The organism is Burkholderia sp. MSMB1835 (assembly GCF_001526365.1).
Lineage (GTDB): Bacteria > Pseudomonadota > Gammaproteobacteria > Burkholderiales > Burkholderiaceae > Burkholderia.
On record NZ_LOYP01000027.1, the window covers coordinates 1 to 18,643 of the forward strand.

Consider the following 18,643-nt stretch of genomic DNA (forward strand, 5'->3'; position numbering starts at 1 on the left):
CGATCTGCGGCTACGCGAACCTCGTCTACGTCGGCGCGGGCGCGAACCTGCAAGGCGAAGGCACGCTGCGCAACGGGTTGATCGCGATGCTGCTGATCGTGCCGGTGTTCCTCTATCGCCACTATTGGCAGGATCGCGGCCGCTTTCCCGCGCAGATGCAGCGCGACATGGAACTCGAAGTGCCGAAGCGCGCGATGTGGCTGAACCTGATGCCGTATGCGGCGCTGGTCGGTGCAGGGCTGACGATCTGGTTGTCGTATTACTTCGCGTGGGTGAAGTAAGCGGTTGAGGTTGCGGTCGTCGTGACGACACACGGTATGTCCAATGAAGCCCGGTCGGCCGATGCCGCCGGGCTTTTGTCGTTCAGCGGCCGGCGTATCGCTCGCGACGGTCATTCGGCACCGGTGTCGCCTGGCGCGGCCGTGTCGTCGTCGCGCGTGTGCATGAAGCGCGTCGGCACCATGATGGTCGGATGCGGCGTCGTGTCCGGCGCATCGAGCAGCGCGAACGCTTCCTCGATCATTTTCTGCACGTCCTGACGCAGCATCGTCACATCGAACGGCAGCCGCGCGGCGAACGGATCCCAGTCGAAGCAGCCGACGGTCGTGCGCTGCCAGATGTCCCATGGCAGCCCGGACGCGAAGCGGACCAGCCCTTCGAACGCCGTGATCGAATTCATCAGCATGCCGGCCGGCAGCCGGCCGAGCGTCGCATAACGTCTCGCGAGCGCCTGTTGCGCGGCGTCGGGGCTATAGCCGCAGCATTCGATCGCGTCGGCGGCCGGCGGCTTCAACCACCGGGCGTCGAATGCGTCGCGAAAACCGGCGATGCGCCTCTCCGTCGCGTATTCGCCGGCGATCCCGCCGAGCAGGATCAACTCGGCCGGCGCCGCGCCGCGCGCGAGCATCTTGTCGATCAGTCTGTCGGTCAGCGCGCGAGCGCCGCCGCGGTTGTCCGACACGATCGACGGCGCGCCGGGGCCGGGCAGATCGAGATTGATCGACGGCACGCCGGCCTTGTCGCACAGCGCGTTCAGCGGCGCCGGGTCGCGCACGCCGGCGACGAACAGCCATTCGACCCGTTGCGCAAGCAACGTCTGCGTGACGCTCAGTTCGACGGCCGGATCGCGCTGCGTGCCGACGACGATCGGGCACAGGCCGCGGCGACGCGCTTCGTCCTCGAAGGTCTCGGCCAGTCCCGCGAAGAAACGGTTGCGATAGTGCGGGATGATCATGCCGGCGAGCCCCGAGCGCGACAGCCGTAGCCCGCGCGCGCTGAGGTTCACGTGGTAGCCGAGCGCCTGTGCGCTCGCGAGGATGCGGTTCGCCGTGTCCTCCTTGATCCGATAGCGCGCCCACGTGCCGTTCAGCACCATGCTGACGGTCGACGTAGACGAGCCGGTCGCTTTTGCGATGTCGTAAATCGTGGACTTGCGTCCGGTGGTGTTGCGGGCCATCTGCGTCGGTTCCCCTGCCATCGTTCTTTTCTGTCACCCGACGGTATTCGCTTTACGCTACGTCTCCCTATTCGGGTTTTCCCGTGCTTCTCAATCGAGCTAAATCCATTCAGCATAAGCGAAATGGATTGCTGAATGGATTTAGCAACCGACCGTACGTGGCTCTCGTCGATGGAGACGCGACGGTCGCCTTCCGATGGAGGAGACATGTCAGGAAACTTCGTGCGCACGCTGTGCGCGGGCTTGACCGCATTCATTCTCGCTACCGGTCTTGCGGCGGCATCGCCCGACAAACCGGTGATCGGGATCGTCGTGAAGATCGGCGGCATTCCGTGGTTCAACGCGATGGACGCCGGCATCCGCAAACGGGCGGAGCAGCTCGGCGTGAAGGCGTTCATGGTCGGGCCGACGAGTGCCGATCCGGCGCTGCAGGTGCGCGCGATCGAGGATCTGATCGCGCAGCGCGTCGACGTGATCGGCGTGGTGCCGAACGACGCGAAGGTGCTCGAACCGGTGCTGCAGCGCGCCCGCGCGGCCGGCATCAAGGTCGTCACGCACGAGTCGCCGAACCAGCAGAACGTCGACTGGAATTTCGAGCTCGCGTCCGCGAAGGGCTTCGGCGAAGCGTATGCGAAGAGCCTCGCGAGCGCGGTGGGCGGCAAGGGCGAGTATGCGGTGTTCGTCGGCTCGCTGACCGTGCCGTTGCACAACGCGTGGGCCGATGCGGCGATCGCGTATCTGAAGGCGAACGCGCCCGACATGAAGCTCGTCGGCGATCGCTACGGCGTCGCCGAGAATGTCGACGCATCGCGCAAGACCGCGCTCGATCTGATGCGCGCGCATCCGAACCTGAAGGCGATTCTCGCGTTCGGCAGCCAGGGGCCGATCGGCGCCGCGCGCGCGGTCGCGGAGCGGCAGGCGAAGGGCAAGGTCGTCGTGCTCGGCCCGTTCTCGCCGGGCCAGGGCCGCCGGCTCGTGCACGAAGGCGTGCTGACGGGCGGCTACATGTGGAATCCCGAGCAGGCGGGCGAAGTGTTCGTGACGCTCGGCACGATGCTCGCGAAGGGGCAGCCGGTGAAGGACGGCGCGACGATTCCCGGGCTCGGCGTCGTGCATCCCGAAGGACACAACCTGATCGTCAACCAGCTCGTCGAGCTCAACGACAAGACCGTCGACGCGTTGGCCAAGCAAGGGCTTTGACCTGTCGATACCGGCCGCCCAGGAGAGTTGCGATGATGTCAGCCCAATCACCCGGTGGCGCGGCGGTCGCGCGATCGGCGTTGCCGCCGGCCGCCGATGCGGCGCACGCGCCGGCGTTGCTCGAACTCGACCGCGTGTCGAAGGTGTTCGGCGGCGTGCATGCGTTGCAGAACGTGCGTTTCGACGTGCAGCGCGGCGAAGTGCTGTGCCTTGCGGGCGAAAACGGTTGCGGCAAGAGCACGCTGATCAAGATCGTCAACGGCGTGTATCGGCCCGAGCCCGGCGCGTCGATCCGCTTCGACGGCCGGCCTGTGGCGGAGCTGAACCCGGTGCGCGCGCGCGAACTCGGCATTCAGGTGATCTGGCAGGATCTCGCGCTGTTTCCCGAAATGACGGTCGCCGAGAACATCGCGTTCGAGCAGAACCTCGGCGCGCGGCCGCGGCTCGTCGATTACCGCCGGATGAAGGCGGCCGCGCGGCAGATTCTGGCGCGGCTCGGCGTGCCGCTCGACCTCGACCGGCCGGTGCGCCGGTTGGCGATCGCGCAACGTCAGGTGGTGGCGATCGCACGCGCGCTCGTCGCCGATGCGCGGCTCGTGTTCATGGACGAGCCGACCGCGTCGCTGAGCCACGCGGAGACCGACGCGCTGCTTTCGATCGTGCGGCGCCTGTCGGCCGACGGCATCGCGGTCGTGTTCGTCAGCCATCGGCTCGCCGAGGTGCTCGACGTGTGCAGCCGCGTGACCGTGATGCGCGACGGCCGCAACGTCGGCACGTTTCCGACCGCCGGCATGACGCAGACACGGCTCGCCGAACTGATGACCGGCCGCACGTTCGACTACGCGGTGCGCACGACGGACCTGTCGGCCGCGCCGGTCGTGTTGCGTGTCGACGGCCTGTCGCGGCGCGGCGAATACGACGGCGTGTCGCTGACCGTGAGGCGTGGCGAGATTCTGGGCATCACGGGCCGCCTCGGCGCGGGGCGCACCGAGCTCGCGCTGTCGCTGTTCGGCATGTCGCGGCCGCACGCGGGCACGATCGAGCTCGACGGCAAGCGGCTCGCGTGCCGCTCCAATCGCGATGCGATTCGGGCGGGCATCGCTTACGTATCGGAAGACCGGCTGCAACTCGGCCTCGTGCAGCAGCAATCGATCGGCGACAACACGGTGATCGCGGTGCTCGACGAACTGCTCGGCGCCGCGCGGCTGATTTCGCCGCGGCGGCGCGATGCGCTGATTCGCGACTGGATCGACCGGCTCGCGATCAAGATCGGCCGGCCCGGCGACGCCGTGTCGACGCTGTCCGGCGGCAACCAGCAGCGCGTCGTGCTCGCCAAATGGCTCGCGACGCGGCCGAAGCTGCTGATTCTCGATGCGCCGACGGTCGGCGTCGACGTCGGCGCGCGGGCCGGCATCTTCGCGATCATTCGCGAGCTGGCCGCGGCCGGCATGGCGATCATCCTGATCTCGGACGAGATTCCGGAAGTCTATTTCAACGCCGACCGGGTCCTGCACATGCGCGACGGCCGCATCGTCGCCGACTATGTGCCGGGCCGCACTTCCATCGATCAGATCGAGCGAGACGTCCATGCGTAACCTGCACACCATCGGAATCGGCTCGATCGAGGCGCTGCTGCTCGTCGTCATTGCGGCGATGGCGATCGGCCTCGGCCTGTCGACGTCGACGTTCCTCACGTTGCCGAATCTGTTCGACCTGTTGAACCAGAGCTCCGTGAACCTGATCTTCGCGGCCGGACTGCTGGTCGTGCTGGTGGCGGGCGGCATCGACATTTCGTTCGCGGTCGGCGCATCGGTGGTGCAGTATCTGACCGCGCTCGCGATGCTGCGGCTCGGCGGCGGCAACTGGGCGCTGGGCGTCGCCGCTGCAGCCGGCTTCGGATGCCTGCTCGGCGCCGTGAACGCGACGATCGTCTATCGGTTTCGCGTCGTGTCGATCGTCGCGACGATCGCGACGTTCAACGTGTTCTTCGGCGGACTGATGTTCGCGACGGGCGGCGTGTCGATCTACGACCTGCCGGACTGGTGGATGAACCGGATTTCGCTGGTGCACGTCGACACGCCGAGCGGCGCCGCCGATCTCGCGCTGCCGGTCGCGGCGATGGTCGTCGCGGTCGGCGCGACCTGGTTCCTGCTGCGACGCACGACGCTCGGCCGCCAGCTCTACGCGGCCGGCGACAACGCGGAGGCCGCGCGGCGCGTGGGCATCGATCTGGGCACGATCCACTACGTCGCATACGGCTGGCTCGGGATGATGGCCGGCATCGCCGGCCTGATGCAGGCGCACTACGTGCAGGAAGTGGTACCCAACGCGCTGTACGGCCGAGAACTGGACGTGCTGGCCGCCGTCGTGCTCGGCGGCGCGCGACTCGGTGGCGGCCGCGGCACGGTGCTCGGCGCGATCCTCGGGATCGTGCTCGTGTCGATCGCCGCGAATGGGCTGAACCTGCTCGGCGTGTCGCCGTACGCGTTCAAGATGATCGTCGGCGCCGTGATCCTGATCGCGATCACGCTGTCGAGCGATCGTGTCGCGCGACTCATCGGTTCGCGCTTTCCATCGTCGAATGCGAGGGCGCAATCATGACGACGCGTTTTCCCCGGCCCGCTGCGGCGCCGCTGATTCCGGCCGACGTCGCCGGCCTGCTCGGTTTCCTCGCGCTCGTCGTCGCGGCGATGAGCGTCGCGTCGGACCAGTTCCTGAACGGCGGCACGTTCGTGTCGATCGCGTTCCAGCTTCCCGAGCTGGGACTCTTCACGCTGGCGATGCTGATGCCGCTGATCTCCGGCGGCTTCAACCTCGCGGTGACGTTCACGGCCAACATCGCCGGGCTTGCGATGGCATGGGTGATCCAGTCGCACGGCGGCGCGGACGCCGGCGTCGGCACGATCGCGCTCGGCATGCTCGCCGCGCTCGCGACGGGCGCGGCGGCCGGCTGGCTGATCGGCGCGGTCATCGCGCATACGGGCGCGAGTCCGATTCTCGTGTCGTTGTCGGCGATGATCTTTCTGCGCGGGCTCGGCGAATTCCTGACGCGCGGCGGCGACATCTCCGGATTCCCGCCGCTCGTGCGCGCGATGGGCAACGGCCTGTGGCTCGGCGTGCCGGTGCCGCTGTGGATCTTCGCGGGCTGCGCGCTCGGCTTGCATGTGCTGATGACGTATTCGCGGCTCGGCTTCGTGACGCGGATGATCGGCTCGAACGTCGACGCGACGCGCTATTCGGGGATCGCGACCGCGCGCGCGATCACGCGCGTCTACATGCTGTCCGGGCTGATGTGCGGCGTCGCGGGCATCGTGATGCTGTCGCGGTTCAATTCGGTGCGGGTCGGGCACGGCGAAGCGTTTCTGCTGATTTCCGTACTCGCGTGCTTTCTCGGGCGCGTCGATCCGTTCGGCGGGTTCGGCCGCGTCGTGCCGGTCGTGATCGCGCTGGTGATCCTGCAGGTGATCGCGTCCGGGCTCAACCTGCTCGGCGCGAGCCAGCACCTTGCCACCGCGCTGTGGGGCGCGTTCCTGCTTGCCGTGATGCTGGCCCGCTGGGCCTGGGCGCACGGTGTTGACCCTTCCGTTCGCCGACTACGCGCGGGGTTCCGTGCTCGGCGGCCCGGCACACCTTCGACGAAAGGAGAATGAATGAACAAGCTTGGCGTACATGCACTGGTCTGGGAGGCCGGCTGGAGCCGCGACGAATGCGCGCGCGCTATCGCGAGCACGGCGGAAACCGGGTTCGACTTCATCGAGGTGCCGGCGCTCGATCCGGCGTCGATCGACACCGAATTCACGCGGCGCGAACTCGAGCGGCACGGGCTCGGCGTCACGTTTTCGCTCGGGCTCGATGCGCAGACGGACATCTCGAGCGGCGACCCGGCGCGCGCGGCGCGCGGCAAGGCGAAGCTGGACGACGTGCTGCGCGTCGCGCGCGACTGCGGCGCCACGCACGTGTGCGGGATCCTGTATTCCGCATTCCAGAAGAATGCGGTGCCGACGACGCGCGCCGGCGTCGCGATGGCCGCGGACATCCTCGGGCAGGTCGCGGACACGGCCGCGCAATACGGCATCACGCTCGGGCTGGAGGTCGTGAACCGCTACGAGTCGAACGTGCTCAATACCGCGTCGCAGGGCGTCGAGCTGTGCGATCGCATCGGCCGGCCGAACGTCAAGGTGCATCTCGACACCTATCACATGAACATCGAGGAGTCGGACATCATGTCGGCGATCCGCGATACCGGCGAACACCTCGGCTATTTCCACATCGGCGATTCGCATCGCGGCTATCTCGGCTCGGGCAACGTCGACTTCACGGCCGTGTTCCGCGCGCTGGTGTTCAGCGGCTATACGGGGCCGATCACGTTCGAGAGCTTTTCGTCGCGCGTCGTCGGCCAGCCGCTCGAAGGCATTCTCGCGATCTGGCGCAATCTGTGGGAAGACAGTCGCGATCTCGCGTCGCATGCGCTCGCGTACACGCGCGTGCAGTTGAAGTCGGCGCAGGAGGCGTTGAAGCAGGCCGAACGGAGCCGTTTGCCGTGAGCGACACGCCCGCCGTCGAGCAGCACGTCGATTTGGCCGAATTGGCGCGCCATCTGCATCGAACGCAATGCGCGACGCGGCGCATCGTGGCGATCGCGGGGCCGCCGGGCGCCGGCAAGAGCACGTTCGCGCAGCGGCTGCGCACCGATCTCGACGCGCGCGCGCCGCGCTCGGCGGCCGTGCTCGCAATGGACGGCTTCCATTTCGACGATCGCGTGCTGAACGAGCGCGGCGACCGCGCGCGCAAGGGCGCGCCGCATACGTTCGACGCCGACGGTCTGGCCGCGCTGCTCGGCCGGCTGCGCGCGGACGATGGCCGTGACGTCGCGGTGCCGGTATTCGACCGCGATCTGGAAATCGCGCGGGCCGGCGCGGCGATCGTGCCGGCGTCCGCGCGGCTCGTGCTCGTCGAAGGCAATTACCTGCTGCTCGACGCGCCGCCGTGGCGCGCGTTGCGCCCGCTGTTCGACGTGACCGTGATGCTGGACGTGCCGCGGCCCGTGCTCGCCGAGCGGCTGGCTCGCCGATGGCAGCGGTACGGGATGGATGCCGCCGCGGTGCGCGCGAAGCTCGACGGCAACGATCTCGTCAACGTCGACACGGTGCTGTCGCGCAGCACGCCGGCAGACTTCCGCATTCGCAACGACTGACGCGAGACGCACGTCGGCCGCGCGCGGCGGCCGGCGCCCCCCCACGCGCAATCCCTTTACGAAAACACCACCGTCCGGTCGCCGTTCAAAAACACCCGCCGCTCGATGAACGCCTTCACCGCACGCGCGAGCGTGAGGCTTTCGACGTCGCGTCCCACCGCGAGCAATTGCTCGGGCCGCAGCGCATGATCGACACGCTCCACGACCTGCTCGATGATCGGGCCTTCGTCGAGATCGTCGGTCACGAAGTGCGCGGTCGCGCCGATCAGCTTCACGCCGCGCGCATGCGCCTGGTGGTACGGCTTCGCGCCCTTGAAGCCGGGCAGGAACGAATGATGGATGTTGATCGCGCGGTTCGCGAGCTTCGCGCTCGTCTCCTGCGACAGCACCTGCATGTAGCGCGCGAGGATCACGAGTTCGGCGCCGCTCGATTCGAAGAAATCGAGCCATTGCGCTTCCTGCTGCGCCTTGGTCTCGGCGGTGATCGGGAAGTGCCGGAACGGCAGCCCGTGCTGCGCGGCGAGCGGCTCGAAGTCGGGGTGGTTCGACACGATGCCGACGATGTCCATCTTCAGCTCGCCCATCCGCCAGCGGAACAGCAGATCCGCGAGGCAGTGCTCGAGCTTCGACACCATGATCAGCACCTTCGGCCGCGCGTTGACGTCGTGGATCGCCCATTGGATGTCGCCGTCGTGGCTGCCGAGTCCGGCCGCGATCGGCGCGAATTCCTGACGCAGCGCGTCGATCTGCAGCGTCTCATCCGTCGGATGAAAGACGCAGCGCACGAAGAAGCGGTTGCTGAGATCGTCGTCGAACACGTTCAGCGCATCGACGTAGCAGCGATGGCGGTCGAGAAAGCCGACGACGGCGGCGACCTGGCCGGCCGCGCTCGGGCACGACAGTGTCAGGACGAATTGATCGGGGCGGTGCTCGGCGGTCATGAGACTCCTCGGATGGCAGGGGCGCACGGCCGCGCGGCGGCGCACCAAAGCGCCGCGCCGCGCGGGTAGCGGGAGGCTCAAGTAAATCAGGACGATATCGGCGCGGATAGAACCAACGCGCCGTGTGGCTGGTATCGGTGCGCCAGCGGGCCGGAGGCGGGGCGGGGGCGGGCGCGCGGCCTCAGGCCGCCGCGCATGCGTCGAGCAGCCAGCGCCGGAACACGTGGGTCGCATCCGGCTCGGGCCGCTGCGGCGGGCGCACCAGGAAGTAGCCGCGCGGCGTGACGACGGGCGCGTCGACCAGCTTCACGAGCTGGCCGGCCGCGACGAGCTCGTCGACGAGCGGCGACCAGCCGAGCGCGACGCCTTCGCCGAGCAGCGCCGCATGGATCACGAGCGCATAGCTGTTGAAGGTCACGCCGCGGGCGGCGGGCGGCGGTTCGAGCCCGTGCGCGTCGAACCAGCCCGACCACGACAGCCAGCGCTCGGGGCGCGTCGGCTGCACGTGCAGCAGCGGCAGCGCGAGCAGGTGCTCGGGCCGCGCGACGCCCGGATGCGCGTCGCGGAACGCGGGCGAGCAGACGGGCGTGACGGATTCCGGAAACAGCCGCGCGGCCGTGCACGACGGCCAGTGGCCGTCGCCGAACAGGATCGCGATGTCGCCGTGGTCGCGCTGCGCGTCGTAATCCTGCGACGTGACGACGCGTACGTCGACGTCCGGCATCACGCGCTTGAGCCCGGCCAGGCGCGGCATCAGCCAGTAGGTCGCGAAACCGAAATCGGTGACGATCGTCAGCGCGCCGTGCTCGCGGCGCGCGCGCAGCGTCGCGGTCGCGCCGCGCAGCGTGTCGAGGCTGAGCCGCACGGCTTCGTACAGGCACTGGCCGTCGGCCGTCAGCGTGACGCCGCGCGGGCTGCGCTCGAACAGCGGCACGCCGAGTTCGGCTTCGAGCTGATACACCTGCTGGCTCACGGCCGGCTGCGTCGAGCCGAGCTCGCGCGCGGCGGCCGTGAAGCTCGCGAGCCGGGCGGCCGATTCGAACGCGCGCAGCGCCTGCATCGACGGTAACGGTTCGGATTTCGACATAAGTCCCTCTAATGGCCCCATAAGGGCCGGACGCCTACCCGCGCGAATTCGGGCGGGCGATAGTGCAGCGGACGGTACGGCACAGGCACTTCGCGCGCCGCCGCGCAACGCACTCCCCGATTCTAGCCAGCACGGCCTCCGTGCGCGGCAGTTTCTGCGGACCGTCTCCGTCATGCCGGACGTCTCGCTGCCCGGGCGACGAGCCGTTCCATTCGAACACCGCTTTCCCCACGACCGCCGATGACGAACCCGACACCCAACATCCTGATCCTGATGGCCGACCAGCTCACGCCGTTCGCGCTGCCGGCGTACGGCAACCGCGTCGCCCGCACGCCGACGCTCGACCGGCTCGCCGCCGAAGGCGTGGTGTTCGACGCCGCGTACTGCGCGAGCCCGCTGTGCGCGCCGTCGCGCTTCTCGCTGCTGACCGGCAAGCTGCCGTCGGGAATCGGCGCCTACGATAACGCCGCCGAATTGCCCGCGCAAACGCTGACGTTCGCGCACTACCTGCGCGCGGGCGGCTACCGGACGATGCTGTCCGGCAAGATGCACTTCTGCGGGCCCGACCAGTTGCACGGCTTCGAGGAGCGGCTGACGACCGACATCTACCCGGCCGACTTCGGCTGGGTGCCGGACTGGGACCAACCGACCGAGCGCCCGAGCTGGTATCACAACATGAGCTCGGTGCTAGACGCCGGCCCGTGCGTGCGGACGAACCAGCTCGATTTCGACGACGAAGTGACGTTCGCGGCGAAGCAGAAGCTGTACGACGTCGCGCGCGAGCGCGCGGCCGGCCGCGATGCGCGGCCGTTCTGCATGGTCGTGTCGCTGACCCATCCGCACGATCCGTATGCGATCACGCGCGAATACTGGGATCGCTACGACGACGACGAAATCGACATGCCGGCCGTGCGGCTCGATGCGGCCGCAAGCGATCCGCATTCGCAGCGGCTGCGTTTCGTCTGCGAGAACGACCGCACGCCGCCGACCGATGCGCAGATCCGCGCCGCACGCCGCGCGTATTATGGCGCGACGTCCTACGTGGACACGCAGTTCGGCAGCGTGCTGGCCGCGCTCGAGCAATGCGGGTTCGCCGACGACACGATCGTGATCGTCACGTCCGACCACGGCGACATGCTCGGCGAGCGCGGGCTCTGGTACAAGATGACGTTCTTCGAAGGCGGCTGCCGCGTACCGCTGATCGTCCACGCGCCGGGCCGCTTCGACGCCGCGCGCGTGCGCGGGCCCGTGTCGCACGTCGACCTGCTGCCGACGCTCGTCGAGCTGGCCGGCGCCGCGCCCGCCGGCGGCTGGCCGGACCCGGTCGACGGCGCGAGCCTCGTGGCGCACCTGAACGGCACGCCCGCGCACGATGTCGCGCTCGGCGAATACCTCGCGGAAGGCGCGCTCGCGCCGATCGTGATGATCCGCCGCGGCGACTGGAAATACGTGCATTGCCCGGCCGATCCCGACCAGCTTTACAACCTGTCGGACGATCCGCGCGAACTGACGAACCTCGCCGGGCGGCCGGAAGCCGCCGACGTGCTCGCCGCGTTCCGCGCGGAAGCCGCGCAGCGCTGGAACCTGCCCGAACTGGACCGGCAGGTGCGCGCGAGCCAGCGGCGCCGGCGCTTCCATTACGCGGCGACGACGCAGGGCCGGATTCAGGCGTGGGACTGGCAGCCGTTCACCGACGCGAGCCAGCGCTACATGCGCAATCACATCGAACTCGACACGCTCGAAGCGATGGCGCGTTTTCCGCGCGTCGGGCGCTGAGCGCACCGCATCGCGATCATTGAAGAACGACGGAGGAAGCGAACCATGAAACGGCAATGCAATGCAGCAATCCGAAGGATCGGCGCGGCGCTCGCCGCGGCCGCCGCGTGCGGGGTGGCGACGCAGCCCGCGTCTGCCGCCGATCCGCAGACGTGCAGCGACGTCAGGATGGCGGCGCCCGGCTGGACCGACATCGACGCGACGAATGCGATGGCGGGCGTCGTGCTGAAGGCGCTCGGCTACCGGCAGGACGTGGCGAACCTGTCGGTGCCGATCACGTACCAGGGGTTGAAGAAAGGGCAGGTCGACGTGTTCCTCGGCAACTGGATGCCCGCGCAGGCGCCGCTCGTGAAGCCGTTCGTCGACGAGAAATCGATCGACGTGCTGCACGCGAACCTGAGCGGCGCGAAGTTCACGCTCGCGGTGCCGGACTACGTGGCCGCCGCCGGCGTGCAGACGTTCGCCGATCTCGCGCGCTACGCGGACCGCTTCGGCGGCAAGATCTACGGGATCGAGCCCGGCGCGCCCGCGAACCAGAACATCAAGCGGATGCTGTCCGACCACGCGCTCGGGTCCGCGAACTGGTCGCTCGTCGAATCGAGCGAGACGGGCATGCTCACGCAGGTCGAGCGGGCGGTGCGCGACAAGCGCTGGATCGTGTTTCTCGCGTGGGAGCCGCATCTGATGAACACGAAGTTCCGTCTGACGTATCTGTCGGGCGGCGATGCGTATTTCGGCCCGAACTACGGCGGCGCGACGGTCAACACGGTCGCGCGTGCCGGGTTCGCCGGCCAGTGCACGAACCTCGCGCGGCTGTTCCGGCAGATGACGTTCTCCGTCGACGTCGAGAACCGGATGATCGCCGACATGCTCGACCACAAGACGTCGCCCGCGCTCGCGGCGCAGCATGCGCTGAAGGCCGAGCCGGCGCTGGTCGCCGGCTGGCTCGACGGCGTGACGACGGCGACCGGCGCGCCGGGCCTGCCGGCCGTGCGTGCGGCCCTCGACGGTCGTTGATTTCCCCTCCCCGGGGCGGCCGGTTTTTACCGTGCCGCCCGTCTACGTGTTTTCCCGACCCGTCGCATCGTGACCATTTAGTGTCGCCTTCAGACGGGTGACGCGAAATATGGGTTTGTATTTTTCGCCAATGGCTGCGTTATTGCGGAAAACGAAATGCCGGAGCCAGCAGACGTACCGAATTCGAATCAGCCGGCGTATCGCGGCACGCGCCAGCCACGGTTCTTTCCATCGAACGGTTCAGGGAGGGTGGTCGACAATGAAGCAAAAGAAAGTCGCCGTAGCCGCCGCGCTTGCATGCGCGGCCTGTATTCCCGCCATCGGGCATGCGCAGAGCAGCGTCACGCTGTACGGGATTCTCGACGCCGGCATCACGTACGTGAACAACACGGGCGGGTCGCACGTGGTCAAGTTCGACGACGGCGTCGCCTACGGAAACCGCTTCGGCCTCAAGGGCACCGAGGACCTGGGCGGCGGCCTGAAGGCCGTGTTCGCGCTCGAGAGCGGCTTCCATCTCGGCAACGGGCAACTCGGCTTCGGCGGCGCGGAATTCGGCCGGCAGGCGTACGTGGGCCTGCAGAACGACTGGGGCACGCTGTCGTTCGGCAACCAGCTCGACATCACGAACGAACTCGTGTCGATCTACAACATTTCGGCGTGGGGCAGCGGCTATGCGATCCACCAGGGCGACTTCGACCGTTTCAACGGCGACCGCCTGCCGAATTCGGTGAAGTTCCTGTCGAACGACATGAGCGGCTTCAAGTTCGGCGCGATGTACTCGTTCGGCAACGTCGCGGGCAACTTCCATCGCAACAGCGCATGGAGCGCGGGCGCGAGCTTCACGAAGGGCGACTTCTCGATCGGCGCCGCGTACACGCGCCTGAACAATCCGAACGGCATCTACGCGTTCGACCCGTACGCGATGATCGGCACGCATACGTTCCTCGGCCAGCAGACCGTCACGGTCGATCCGGCGACCGGCGCGCGCACCGACCTGTTCGCGAACACGCCGATGAACGTCGACAGCCAGGGCACGTTCGGCATCGGCACGAGCTACACGATCGGCAAGCTGACGCTCGACGCCAACTACTCGTACACGACGATCAAGGGCTTCGGCCAGTCGTCGCACATGCAGGTGTACGAAGGCGGCGGCCTGTACCAGTTCACGCCGGCGCTGAGCTTCATCGCGGGCTACCAGCACACGCGCTTCGAGGGCCATCACTGGAACCAGGGCACGGCGGGCCTGCATTACCTGCTGTCGAAGCGCACGGACGTGTACATCTCCGGCGATTACCTGCGCGCGTCGCAGGGCGTCGATGCGGTGATCGGCTACAGCTTCACGCCGTCGACGACGCAGACGCAGGCCGACGTGCGGATCGGGATGCGGCATTCGTTCTGAGCGGAGTGGCGGGTTGGTGTGACGTCTTCAGCGAGGTCTCTCTTTGGCGCGAACCGCGGTTCGCGCTTTTTTTTGTCCGATGGGGAGAGCGGGCGCGAGATCCGTCCGGCCATTGCCTCGCGATCGTCACCGGGAACGGCTGTCCGATGGTCTTGACCCGTGCCGTCCATAGGCGCTAGCATCGTCCGCATGCGTGATCTCGCCCATTCCCTCTCGTCGCTTGCCCGTGCATGTTGTCAGAACGTGCCAGGGGGAAGTTGCGTCTAGCGAACTCGCTAAACTTTCAAGCAATCGCCTTCCGGCCGCCTGTGATGCAAAACAGGCGGCCTTTTTGTTTTTGGGCCCCACCTCTTCGGGACGGAGAAACTCGATGCCGCTTGCGCTGTATGACACCTGGTCGCGTACCGTGCGCCCGTTCACCCCCATCCGCGCCGGGCAGGTGGGCATGTACTGCTGCGGCCCGACGGTCTACGACGATGCCCATATCGGCAACCTGAGAACCTACGTGTTCGAGGATCTTCTGCGCCGTGTGCTGGCTCGCAACGGATACGTGGTCCGGCACGTCGTCAATATCACCGACGTCGGCCACCTGACTTCGGATGCGGACGAAGGCGAAGACAAGATGGAGAAGGGCAGCCGTCGGACCGGCGAGTCGGCGTGGGACCTCGCCCGGCGCTACACCGACGCGTTCGTCCGGGACTGGCGCGCGCTCAACCTGCTCGAGCCGACGGTCTGGTGCCGCGCCACCGATCACATCGCCGAACAGATCGCATTCATCGATACGCTCGACCGGGCCGGCTATGTCTATCGGACGGGCGATGGCCTCTACTTCGACACGAGTCGTCAGGATGACTACGGCTATCTCGCGCGGCTGGACCGCGCGGGCTTGCGGGCGGGCAAGCGGGTGGCGGTGGGCGAGAAGCGGAGCATCACGGATTTTGCGCTGTGGAAGTTCAGCCCGGCCGGCGTCAAGCGGCAAATGGAATGGGACAGCCCGTGGGGGCGCGGCTTTCCGGGGTGGCATATCGAGTGCTCGGCGATGTCGGCGAAGTATCTCGGGACGTTGTTCGATATTCACTGCGGCGGCGAGGATCATGTCGCCGTGCATCACAGCAACGAGATCGCACAGACCCGGGCGGCCCACGGCACGCACCTCGCGAATTACTGGATGCACGGGCACTTTCTGACGCTCGACGCCGATGCGAAGATGTCGAAGTCGAGCGGCGACTTCGTCCGTCTGCAGACCTTGCAGAGCCGGAACATCGATCCGCTCGCGTACCGTTACCTGTGCCTGACGGCCCATTACCGAAGCAAGCTGCATTTCACGTGGGCGTCGCTCGACGCGGCGCAAACCGCGCTGAATCGACTCCGGCACGTCTACGCGGGCTGGCCGGACGGAGGACGCGTCGATGCGGACTTCGCCGCGCGGTTCGACGCCGAAGCGAACGAGGACCTGAATCTGCCCAGGGCACTCGCGGTGCTGTGGGATCTGGTCCGGAGCAACCTGCCGCCCGCGACCCTGAAAGCGACCGTGGACAGCTTCGACACCGTGCTGGGTCTCGGTTTGCGCGAATGGCGGCCGGTTGCGTTCGACGTTCCGGAACACGTTCGCGTGTTGCTCGGTGATCGTGAGCGCGCGAGGGCGAACAAGGACTGGGCGCAAGCCGACCGGATACGGGACGCGTTGAGCGCCGAGGGCTGGCGAGTCGAGGACACCCAGGAAGGCCAGCGCTTGTTCGGCGTTGCGATGGGCTCGACCGACACGGGCGGCCCGCCGCAGTGACGCACGCGGGCCGCATGCATCGGAAGATCCGGTGCACGCGCCACGACCCGGCGGCCGCGATCGACGCCGCCGCCGGACTCGTCGGCACCCGCGCCCGCATGCGTGAGAACCGACATTCCGATTCGCATGATCGTTCACCCGAGAGCGGATGCGCCGCTTACCACTGGTAGGCTGCGCCAGCACCATACGTATTGCCGCCCGCACCGTTGATCGCCACCCCTCCCTTGACCTTCAGGTTGTTCGTGATTCGAGCGGTAAAACCAAGGGCCACTGCCTGATATCCCTGGTAGCCGGCCGTACCTATGCCGAACGAGAGCGTCTTCCCGGGGTCGACTTCAGGAATCATCGTCAGCGCGGCGGCACTGGCAATGCCGGAATAGGCCATCCTTGCCACCTGATTCACATTCGACTGCACGGCGCCCAATTGCGACATGTTGACCGCGTCCGTCGGGTTCATCCCAGGCGCCAGATTCGTGATCCTGCGCTCGTTGTCAGGCGAGCCCACCGACACCGTGTTCGACTCGGTCGCGATCGAGCCCGCGCCGAGCGCGACCGAATTCGCCGCTGTTGCTATCGCTCCCGCGCCGAGCGCAACCGAGTTGTTTCCCGAGGCGAGCGCGTTGGTGCCCGCTGCCGTGGCGGAACTGTTGGCGACCTGTGCCGCCGCGCCTGTCGCGACCGGCTCTGACGACGTGCCCTGAACCGCTTGCGCGGCAGAGACGGCCCTTGTGCCGGTCGACAGCGAAGTCGAACTGGTAGACAGCGAAGTCGTCCCTGTCGATGAGGTGCTTTGCGCGGTACTGGTACTTGTCGAGGTCGAGGTCGAGAGCGCAGTAGCAGGGGACGTACTCGTGTTTTGCGACCCGCCTTTGCCGAACCCCGGGGAGTTGATCTGCGTGGACAGGGAGGCCAGCCCCGTCGACAGCGATGTCACTGCGGTATTCAACGTCGTCACCTTGCCGTTTGTCGTACTCAAGCCGGTCGATAGAGACGCAACGCCGGTGAAGAGCTGAACCACGCTGGTCGATGTGGAAGTGCTCAACGTCGACAGGTTGCTGTTGACCGTGCTCAGGCTGTTCAGCCAGGTCGCAATCGAGCCGGCATACGAAGTCGACAATGACGCCAGATTGCTGTTCGTCGTGTTCAGGCTCGTCGAGAGTGAAGTCACGCCGTTCGCCGCCGCGCTGATTCCGGTCGATGCGGATGTCGACAGGCTTGATACGTTGCTGTTGATCGTGTTCAGACTCGTCGACAGTGAATTGACCCTGCCGGTCGTCGTGTTCAAGCTCGTGGAAAGCGAGCCGACCGTGCTGTTCGTCGTGTTCAGGTTTGTCGACAGCGAGCTGACGTTGCTGTTGGTCGTATTCAAGCTGGTCGACAGCGATCCCACGTCGGTCGATTCCCTAGTCGACAGCGCCCCGAGGGTGCTGTTCGTGGTGTTCAGGCCCGTCGACAGGGAAGTCACGCCGCTTTGTGCCGTGCTGATGCGGGCTGCCGTCGAGGTCGACAGGCTTGTCACGTTGCTGTTGGTCGTGTTCAGGCCCGTCGACAGGGAGGTCACGCCGCTTTGCGCCGTGCTGATGCCGGCTGCCGTCGAGGTCGACAGGTTTGCCACGTTGCTGTTGGTCGTGTTCAGCCCCGTCGACAATGAACTCACGCCACTTTGCGCCGTGCTGATGCCGGCCGCAGCGGAGGTCGACAGGCTTGCCACGTTGCTGTTCGTGGTGGTCAGCCCCGTTGACAGGGAGGTCACGCCGCTTTGCGCCGTGCTGATGCCGGCCGCAGCGGAGGTCGACAGGCTTGCCACGTTGCTGTTGGTCGTGTTCAGCCCCGTCGACAATGAACTCACGCCACTTTGCGCCGTGCTGATGCCGGCTGCAGCGGAGGTCGACAGGCTTGCCACGTTGCTGTTCGTGGTGGTGAGCCCCGTTGACAGGGAGGTCACGCCGCTTTGCGCCGTGCTGATGCCGGCCGCAGTGGAGGTCGACAGGCTCGCCACGTTGCTGTTGGTAGTGTCCAGGCCCGTCGACAACGAACTGACGTTGCCGTTGGTCGTATTCAAGCTGGTCGACAACGATCCGACGTCGGTCGATTCCTGGGTCGACAGTGCACCGAGGGTGCTGTTGGTCGTGTTTAGACTCGTCGACAGCGAACTCACGCCGCTTTGCGCCGTGCTGATACCGGCCGCAGCCGAAGTCGACAGACTCGCCACGTTACTGTTGGTGGTGTTCAGGCTGGTCGACAACGATCTGACGTTACTGTTGGTGGTGTTCAGGCTGGTCGACAACGATCCGACGTCGGTCGATTCCTGGGTCGACAGTGCACCGAGGGTGCTGTTGGTCGTGTTCAGACTCGTCGACAGCGAACTCACGCCGCTTTGCGCCGTGCTGATGCCGGCCGCGGCCGAAGTCGACAGACTCACCACGTTGCTGTTGGTAGTGTCCAGGCCCGTCGACAACGAACTGACGTTGCCGTTGGTCGTATTCAAGCTGGTCGACAACGATCCGACGTCGGCCGACTCCTGGTTCGACAACGCACCGAGGGTGCTGTTGGTCGTGGTCAGACTCGTCGACAGTGAGCTCACGCCGCTTTGCGCCGTGCTGATGCCGGCCGCGGCCGAAGTCGACAGACTCACCACGTTGCTGTTGGTGGTGTCCAGGCCTGTCGACAGCGAGCTGACGTTGCCGTTGGTCGTATTCAGGCTGGTCGACAACGATCCGACGTCGGTCGATTCCTGAGTCGACAGTGCACCGACGGCGTTGTTCGTGGCGTTTAGGCCTGTCGACAGCC

The 18,643-nt window shown here is 67.0% G+C and carries 15 protein-coding genes and 1 pseudogene; 12 read left to right on the forward strand and 4 right to left on the reverse strand.

Annotated elements, in window-relative coordinates; all coding sequences use genetic code 11:
* Window positions 1-281 (forward strand): annotated as a pseudogene (locus WS96_RS11915) (amino acid permease); the annotation flags it as partial.
* Window positions 282-391: 110 nt separating this feature from the next.
* Here the strand turns inward: WS96_RS11915 and WS96_RS11920 are convergent.
* Complete coding sequence (locus WS96_RS11920; RefSeq protein WP_059832704.1) at window positions 392-1,456, reverse strand: LacI family DNA-binding transcriptional regulator; 1,065 nt, start codon at window positions 1,454-1,456, stop codon at window positions 392-394.
* Window positions 1,457-1,663: 207 nt separating this feature from the next.
* Here WS96_RS11920 and WS96_RS11925 point away from each other — a divergent pair, with 207 nt between their 5' ends.
* Genes WS96_RS11925 through WS96_RS11950 form a run of 6 tightly spaced genes read left to right on the forward strand, consistent with a single transcriptional unit; the run spans window position 1,664 to window position 7,850 of the window.
* Window positions 1,664-2,656, forward strand: coding sequence for a substrate-binding domain-containing protein (locus WS96_RS11925; protein ID WP_059832707.1), 993 nt, complete (start codon window positions 1,664-1,666; stop codon window positions 2,654-2,656).
* 32 nt (window positions 2,657-2,688) lie between these two features.
* Window positions 2,689-4,251 carry a sugar ABC transporter ATP-binding protein gene (locus WS96_RS11930; protein WP_059832709.1) on the forward strand — a complete coding sequence of 521 codons (1,563 nt, stop codon included), beginning with the start codon at window positions 2,689-2,691 and terminating at the stop codon, window positions 4,249-4,251.
* A complete protein-coding gene (locus WS96_RS11935) occupies window positions 4,244-5,257 on the forward strand; it encodes an ABC transporter permease (protein ID WP_059832711.1) in 1,014 nt (337 codons plus the stop codon). Before WS96_RS11930 ends, WS96_RS11935 begins: the two co-directional genes overlap by 8 nt.
* Complete coding sequence (locus WS96_RS11940; protein WP_059832714.1) at window positions 5,254-6,306, forward strand: ABC transporter permease; 1,053 nt, start codon at window positions 5,254-5,256, stop codon at window positions 6,304-6,306. Before WS96_RS11935 ends, WS96_RS11940 begins: the two co-directional genes overlap by 4 nt.
* Complete coding sequence (locus tag WS96_RS11945) at window positions 6,307-7,200, forward strand: sugar phosphate isomerase/epimerase family protein (RefSeq protein WP_059832717.1); 894 nt, start codon at window positions 6,307-6,309, stop codon at window positions 7,198-7,200.
* Window positions 7,197-7,850, forward strand: a complete 654-nt coding sequence (locus tag WS96_RS11950; protein WP_059832719.1) for a nucleoside/nucleotide kinase family protein — start codon at window positions 7,197-7,199, stop codon at window positions 7,848-7,850. Before WS96_RS11945 ends, WS96_RS11950 begins: the two co-directional genes overlap by 4 nt.
* Window positions 7,851-7,906: 56 nt before the next feature.
* On the opposite strand, the gene purU is transcribed toward WS96_RS11950, so the two are convergent.
* Both purU and WS96_RS11960 read right to left on the reverse strand, forming a co-directional pair.
* Window positions 7,907-8,791 (reverse strand): formyltetrahydrofolate deformylase, encoded by an 885-nt coding sequence (gene purU, locus WS96_RS11955; protein WP_059832725.1) that lies wholly within the window; start codon window positions 8,789-8,791, stop codon window positions 7,907-7,909.
* Between the two features lie 181 nt (window positions 8,792-8,972).
* Window positions 8,973-9,878, reverse strand: a complete 906-nt coding sequence (locus WS96_RS11960; RefSeq protein WP_059786183.1) for a choline sulfate utilization transcriptional regulator — start codon at window positions 9,876-9,878, stop codon at window positions 8,973-8,975.
* A gap of 240 nt (window positions 9,879-10,118) precedes the next feature.
* Here WS96_RS11960 and betC point away from each other — a divergent pair, with 240 nt between their 5' ends.
* From betC to cysS, 4 genes are all read left to right on the forward strand, one after another.
* The gene (betC, locus tag WS96_RS11965; protein WP_034204273.1) at window positions 10,119-11,654 is read left to right on the forward strand and encodes a choline-sulfatase; all 1,536 of its coding nucleotides are present in this window, start codon (window positions 10,119-10,121) and stop codon (window positions 11,652-11,654) included.
* A 45-nt stretch (window positions 11,655-11,699) separates the two neighbouring features.
* On the forward strand, window positions 11,700-12,671 hold the full coding sequence (gene choX / locus WS96_RS11970) for a choline ABC transporter substrate-binding protein (protein ID WP_059832728.1): 972 nt from the start codon (window positions 11,700-11,702) through the stop codon (window positions 12,669-12,671).
* Between the two features lie 259 nt (window positions 12,672-12,930).
* Window positions 12,931-14,070: a porin gene (locus WS96_RS11975; protein ID WP_059832730.1), complete on the forward strand. Its 1,140-nt coding sequence runs from the start codon at window positions 12,931-12,933 to the stop codon at window positions 14,068-14,070.
* Window positions 14,071-14,440: 370 nt separating this feature from the next.
* Window positions 14,441-15,853: a cysteine--tRNA ligase gene (cysS, locus tag WS96_RS11980; RefSeq protein WP_059832733.1), complete on the forward strand. Its 1,413-nt coding sequence runs from the start codon at window positions 14,441-14,443 to the stop codon at window positions 15,851-15,853.
* A 157-nt stretch (window positions 15,854-16,010) separates the two neighbouring features.
* Here cysS and WS96_RS34490 read toward each other — a convergent pair whose 3' ends face one another.
* Window positions 16,011-16,871, reverse strand: coding sequence for a YadA family autotransporter adhesin (locus WS96_RS34490; RefSeq protein WP_257127977.1), 861 nt, complete (start codon window positions 16,869-16,871; stop codon window positions 16,011-16,013).
* Window positions 16,872-16,881: 10 nt separating this feature from the next.
* Here WS96_RS34490 and WS96_RS34495 point away from each other — a divergent pair, with 10 nt between their 5' ends.
* On the forward strand, window positions 16,882-18,591 hold the full coding sequence (locus tag WS96_RS34495; RefSeq protein WP_257127978.1) for a hypothetical protein: 1,710 nt from the start codon (window positions 16,882-16,884) through the stop codon (window positions 18,589-18,591).
* The last annotated feature ends 52 nt before the right edge of the window (window positions 18,592-18,643 follow it).

What these genes read in the sequence shown, in the direction of transcription:
- purU (WP_059832725.1), bottom strand. Translation starts at nt 8,791, where the DNA reads ATGACCGCCGAGCACCGCCCCGATCAATTCGTCCTGACACTGTCGTGC.
- WS96_RS11960 (WP_059786183.1), bottom strand. Translation starts at nt 9,878, where the DNA reads ATGTCGAAATCCGAACCGTTACCGTCGATGCAGGCGCTGCGCGCGTTC.
- WS96_RS11975 (WP_059832730.1), top strand. Translation starts at nt 12,931, where the DNA reads ATGAAGCAAAAGAAAGTCGCCGTAGCCGCCGCGCTTGCATGCGCGGCC.
- WS96_RS11925 (WP_059832707.1), top strand. Translation starts at nt 1,664, where the DNA reads ATGTCAGGAAACTTCGTGCGCACGCTGTGCGCGGGCTTGACCGCATTC.
- cysS (WP_059832733.1), top strand. Translation starts at nt 14,441, where the DNA reads ATGCCGCTTGCGCTGTATGACACCTGGTCGCGTACCGTGCGCCCGTTC.
- WS96_RS11935 (WP_059832711.1), top strand. Translation starts at nt 4,244, where the DNA reads ATGCGTAACCTGCACACCATCGGAATCGGCTCGATCGAGGCGCTGCTG.
- WS96_RS11930 (WP_059832709.1), top strand. Translation starts at nt 2,689, where the DNA reads ATGATGTCAGCCCAATCACCCGGTGGCGCGGCGGTCGCGCGATCGGCG.
- WS96_RS11940 (WP_059832714.1), top strand. Translation starts at nt 5,254, where the DNA reads ATGACGACGCGTTTTCCCCGGCCCGCTGCGGCGCCGCTGATTCCGGCC.
- choX (WP_059832728.1), top strand. Translation starts at nt 11,700, where the DNA reads ATGAAACGGCAATGCAATGCAGCAATCCGAAGGATCGGCGCGGCGCTC.
- WS96_RS11920 (WP_059832704.1), bottom strand. Translation starts at nt 1,456, where the DNA reads ATGGCCCGCAACACCACCGGACGCAAGTCCACGATTTACGACATCGCA.
- betC (WP_034204273.1), top strand. Translation starts at nt 10,119, where the DNA reads ATGACGAACCCGACACCCAACATCCTGATCCTGATGGCCGACCAGCTC.
- WS96_RS11945 (WP_059832717.1), top strand. Translation starts at nt 6,307, where the DNA reads ATGAACAAGCTTGGCGTACATGCACTGGTCTGGGAGGCCGGCTGGAGC.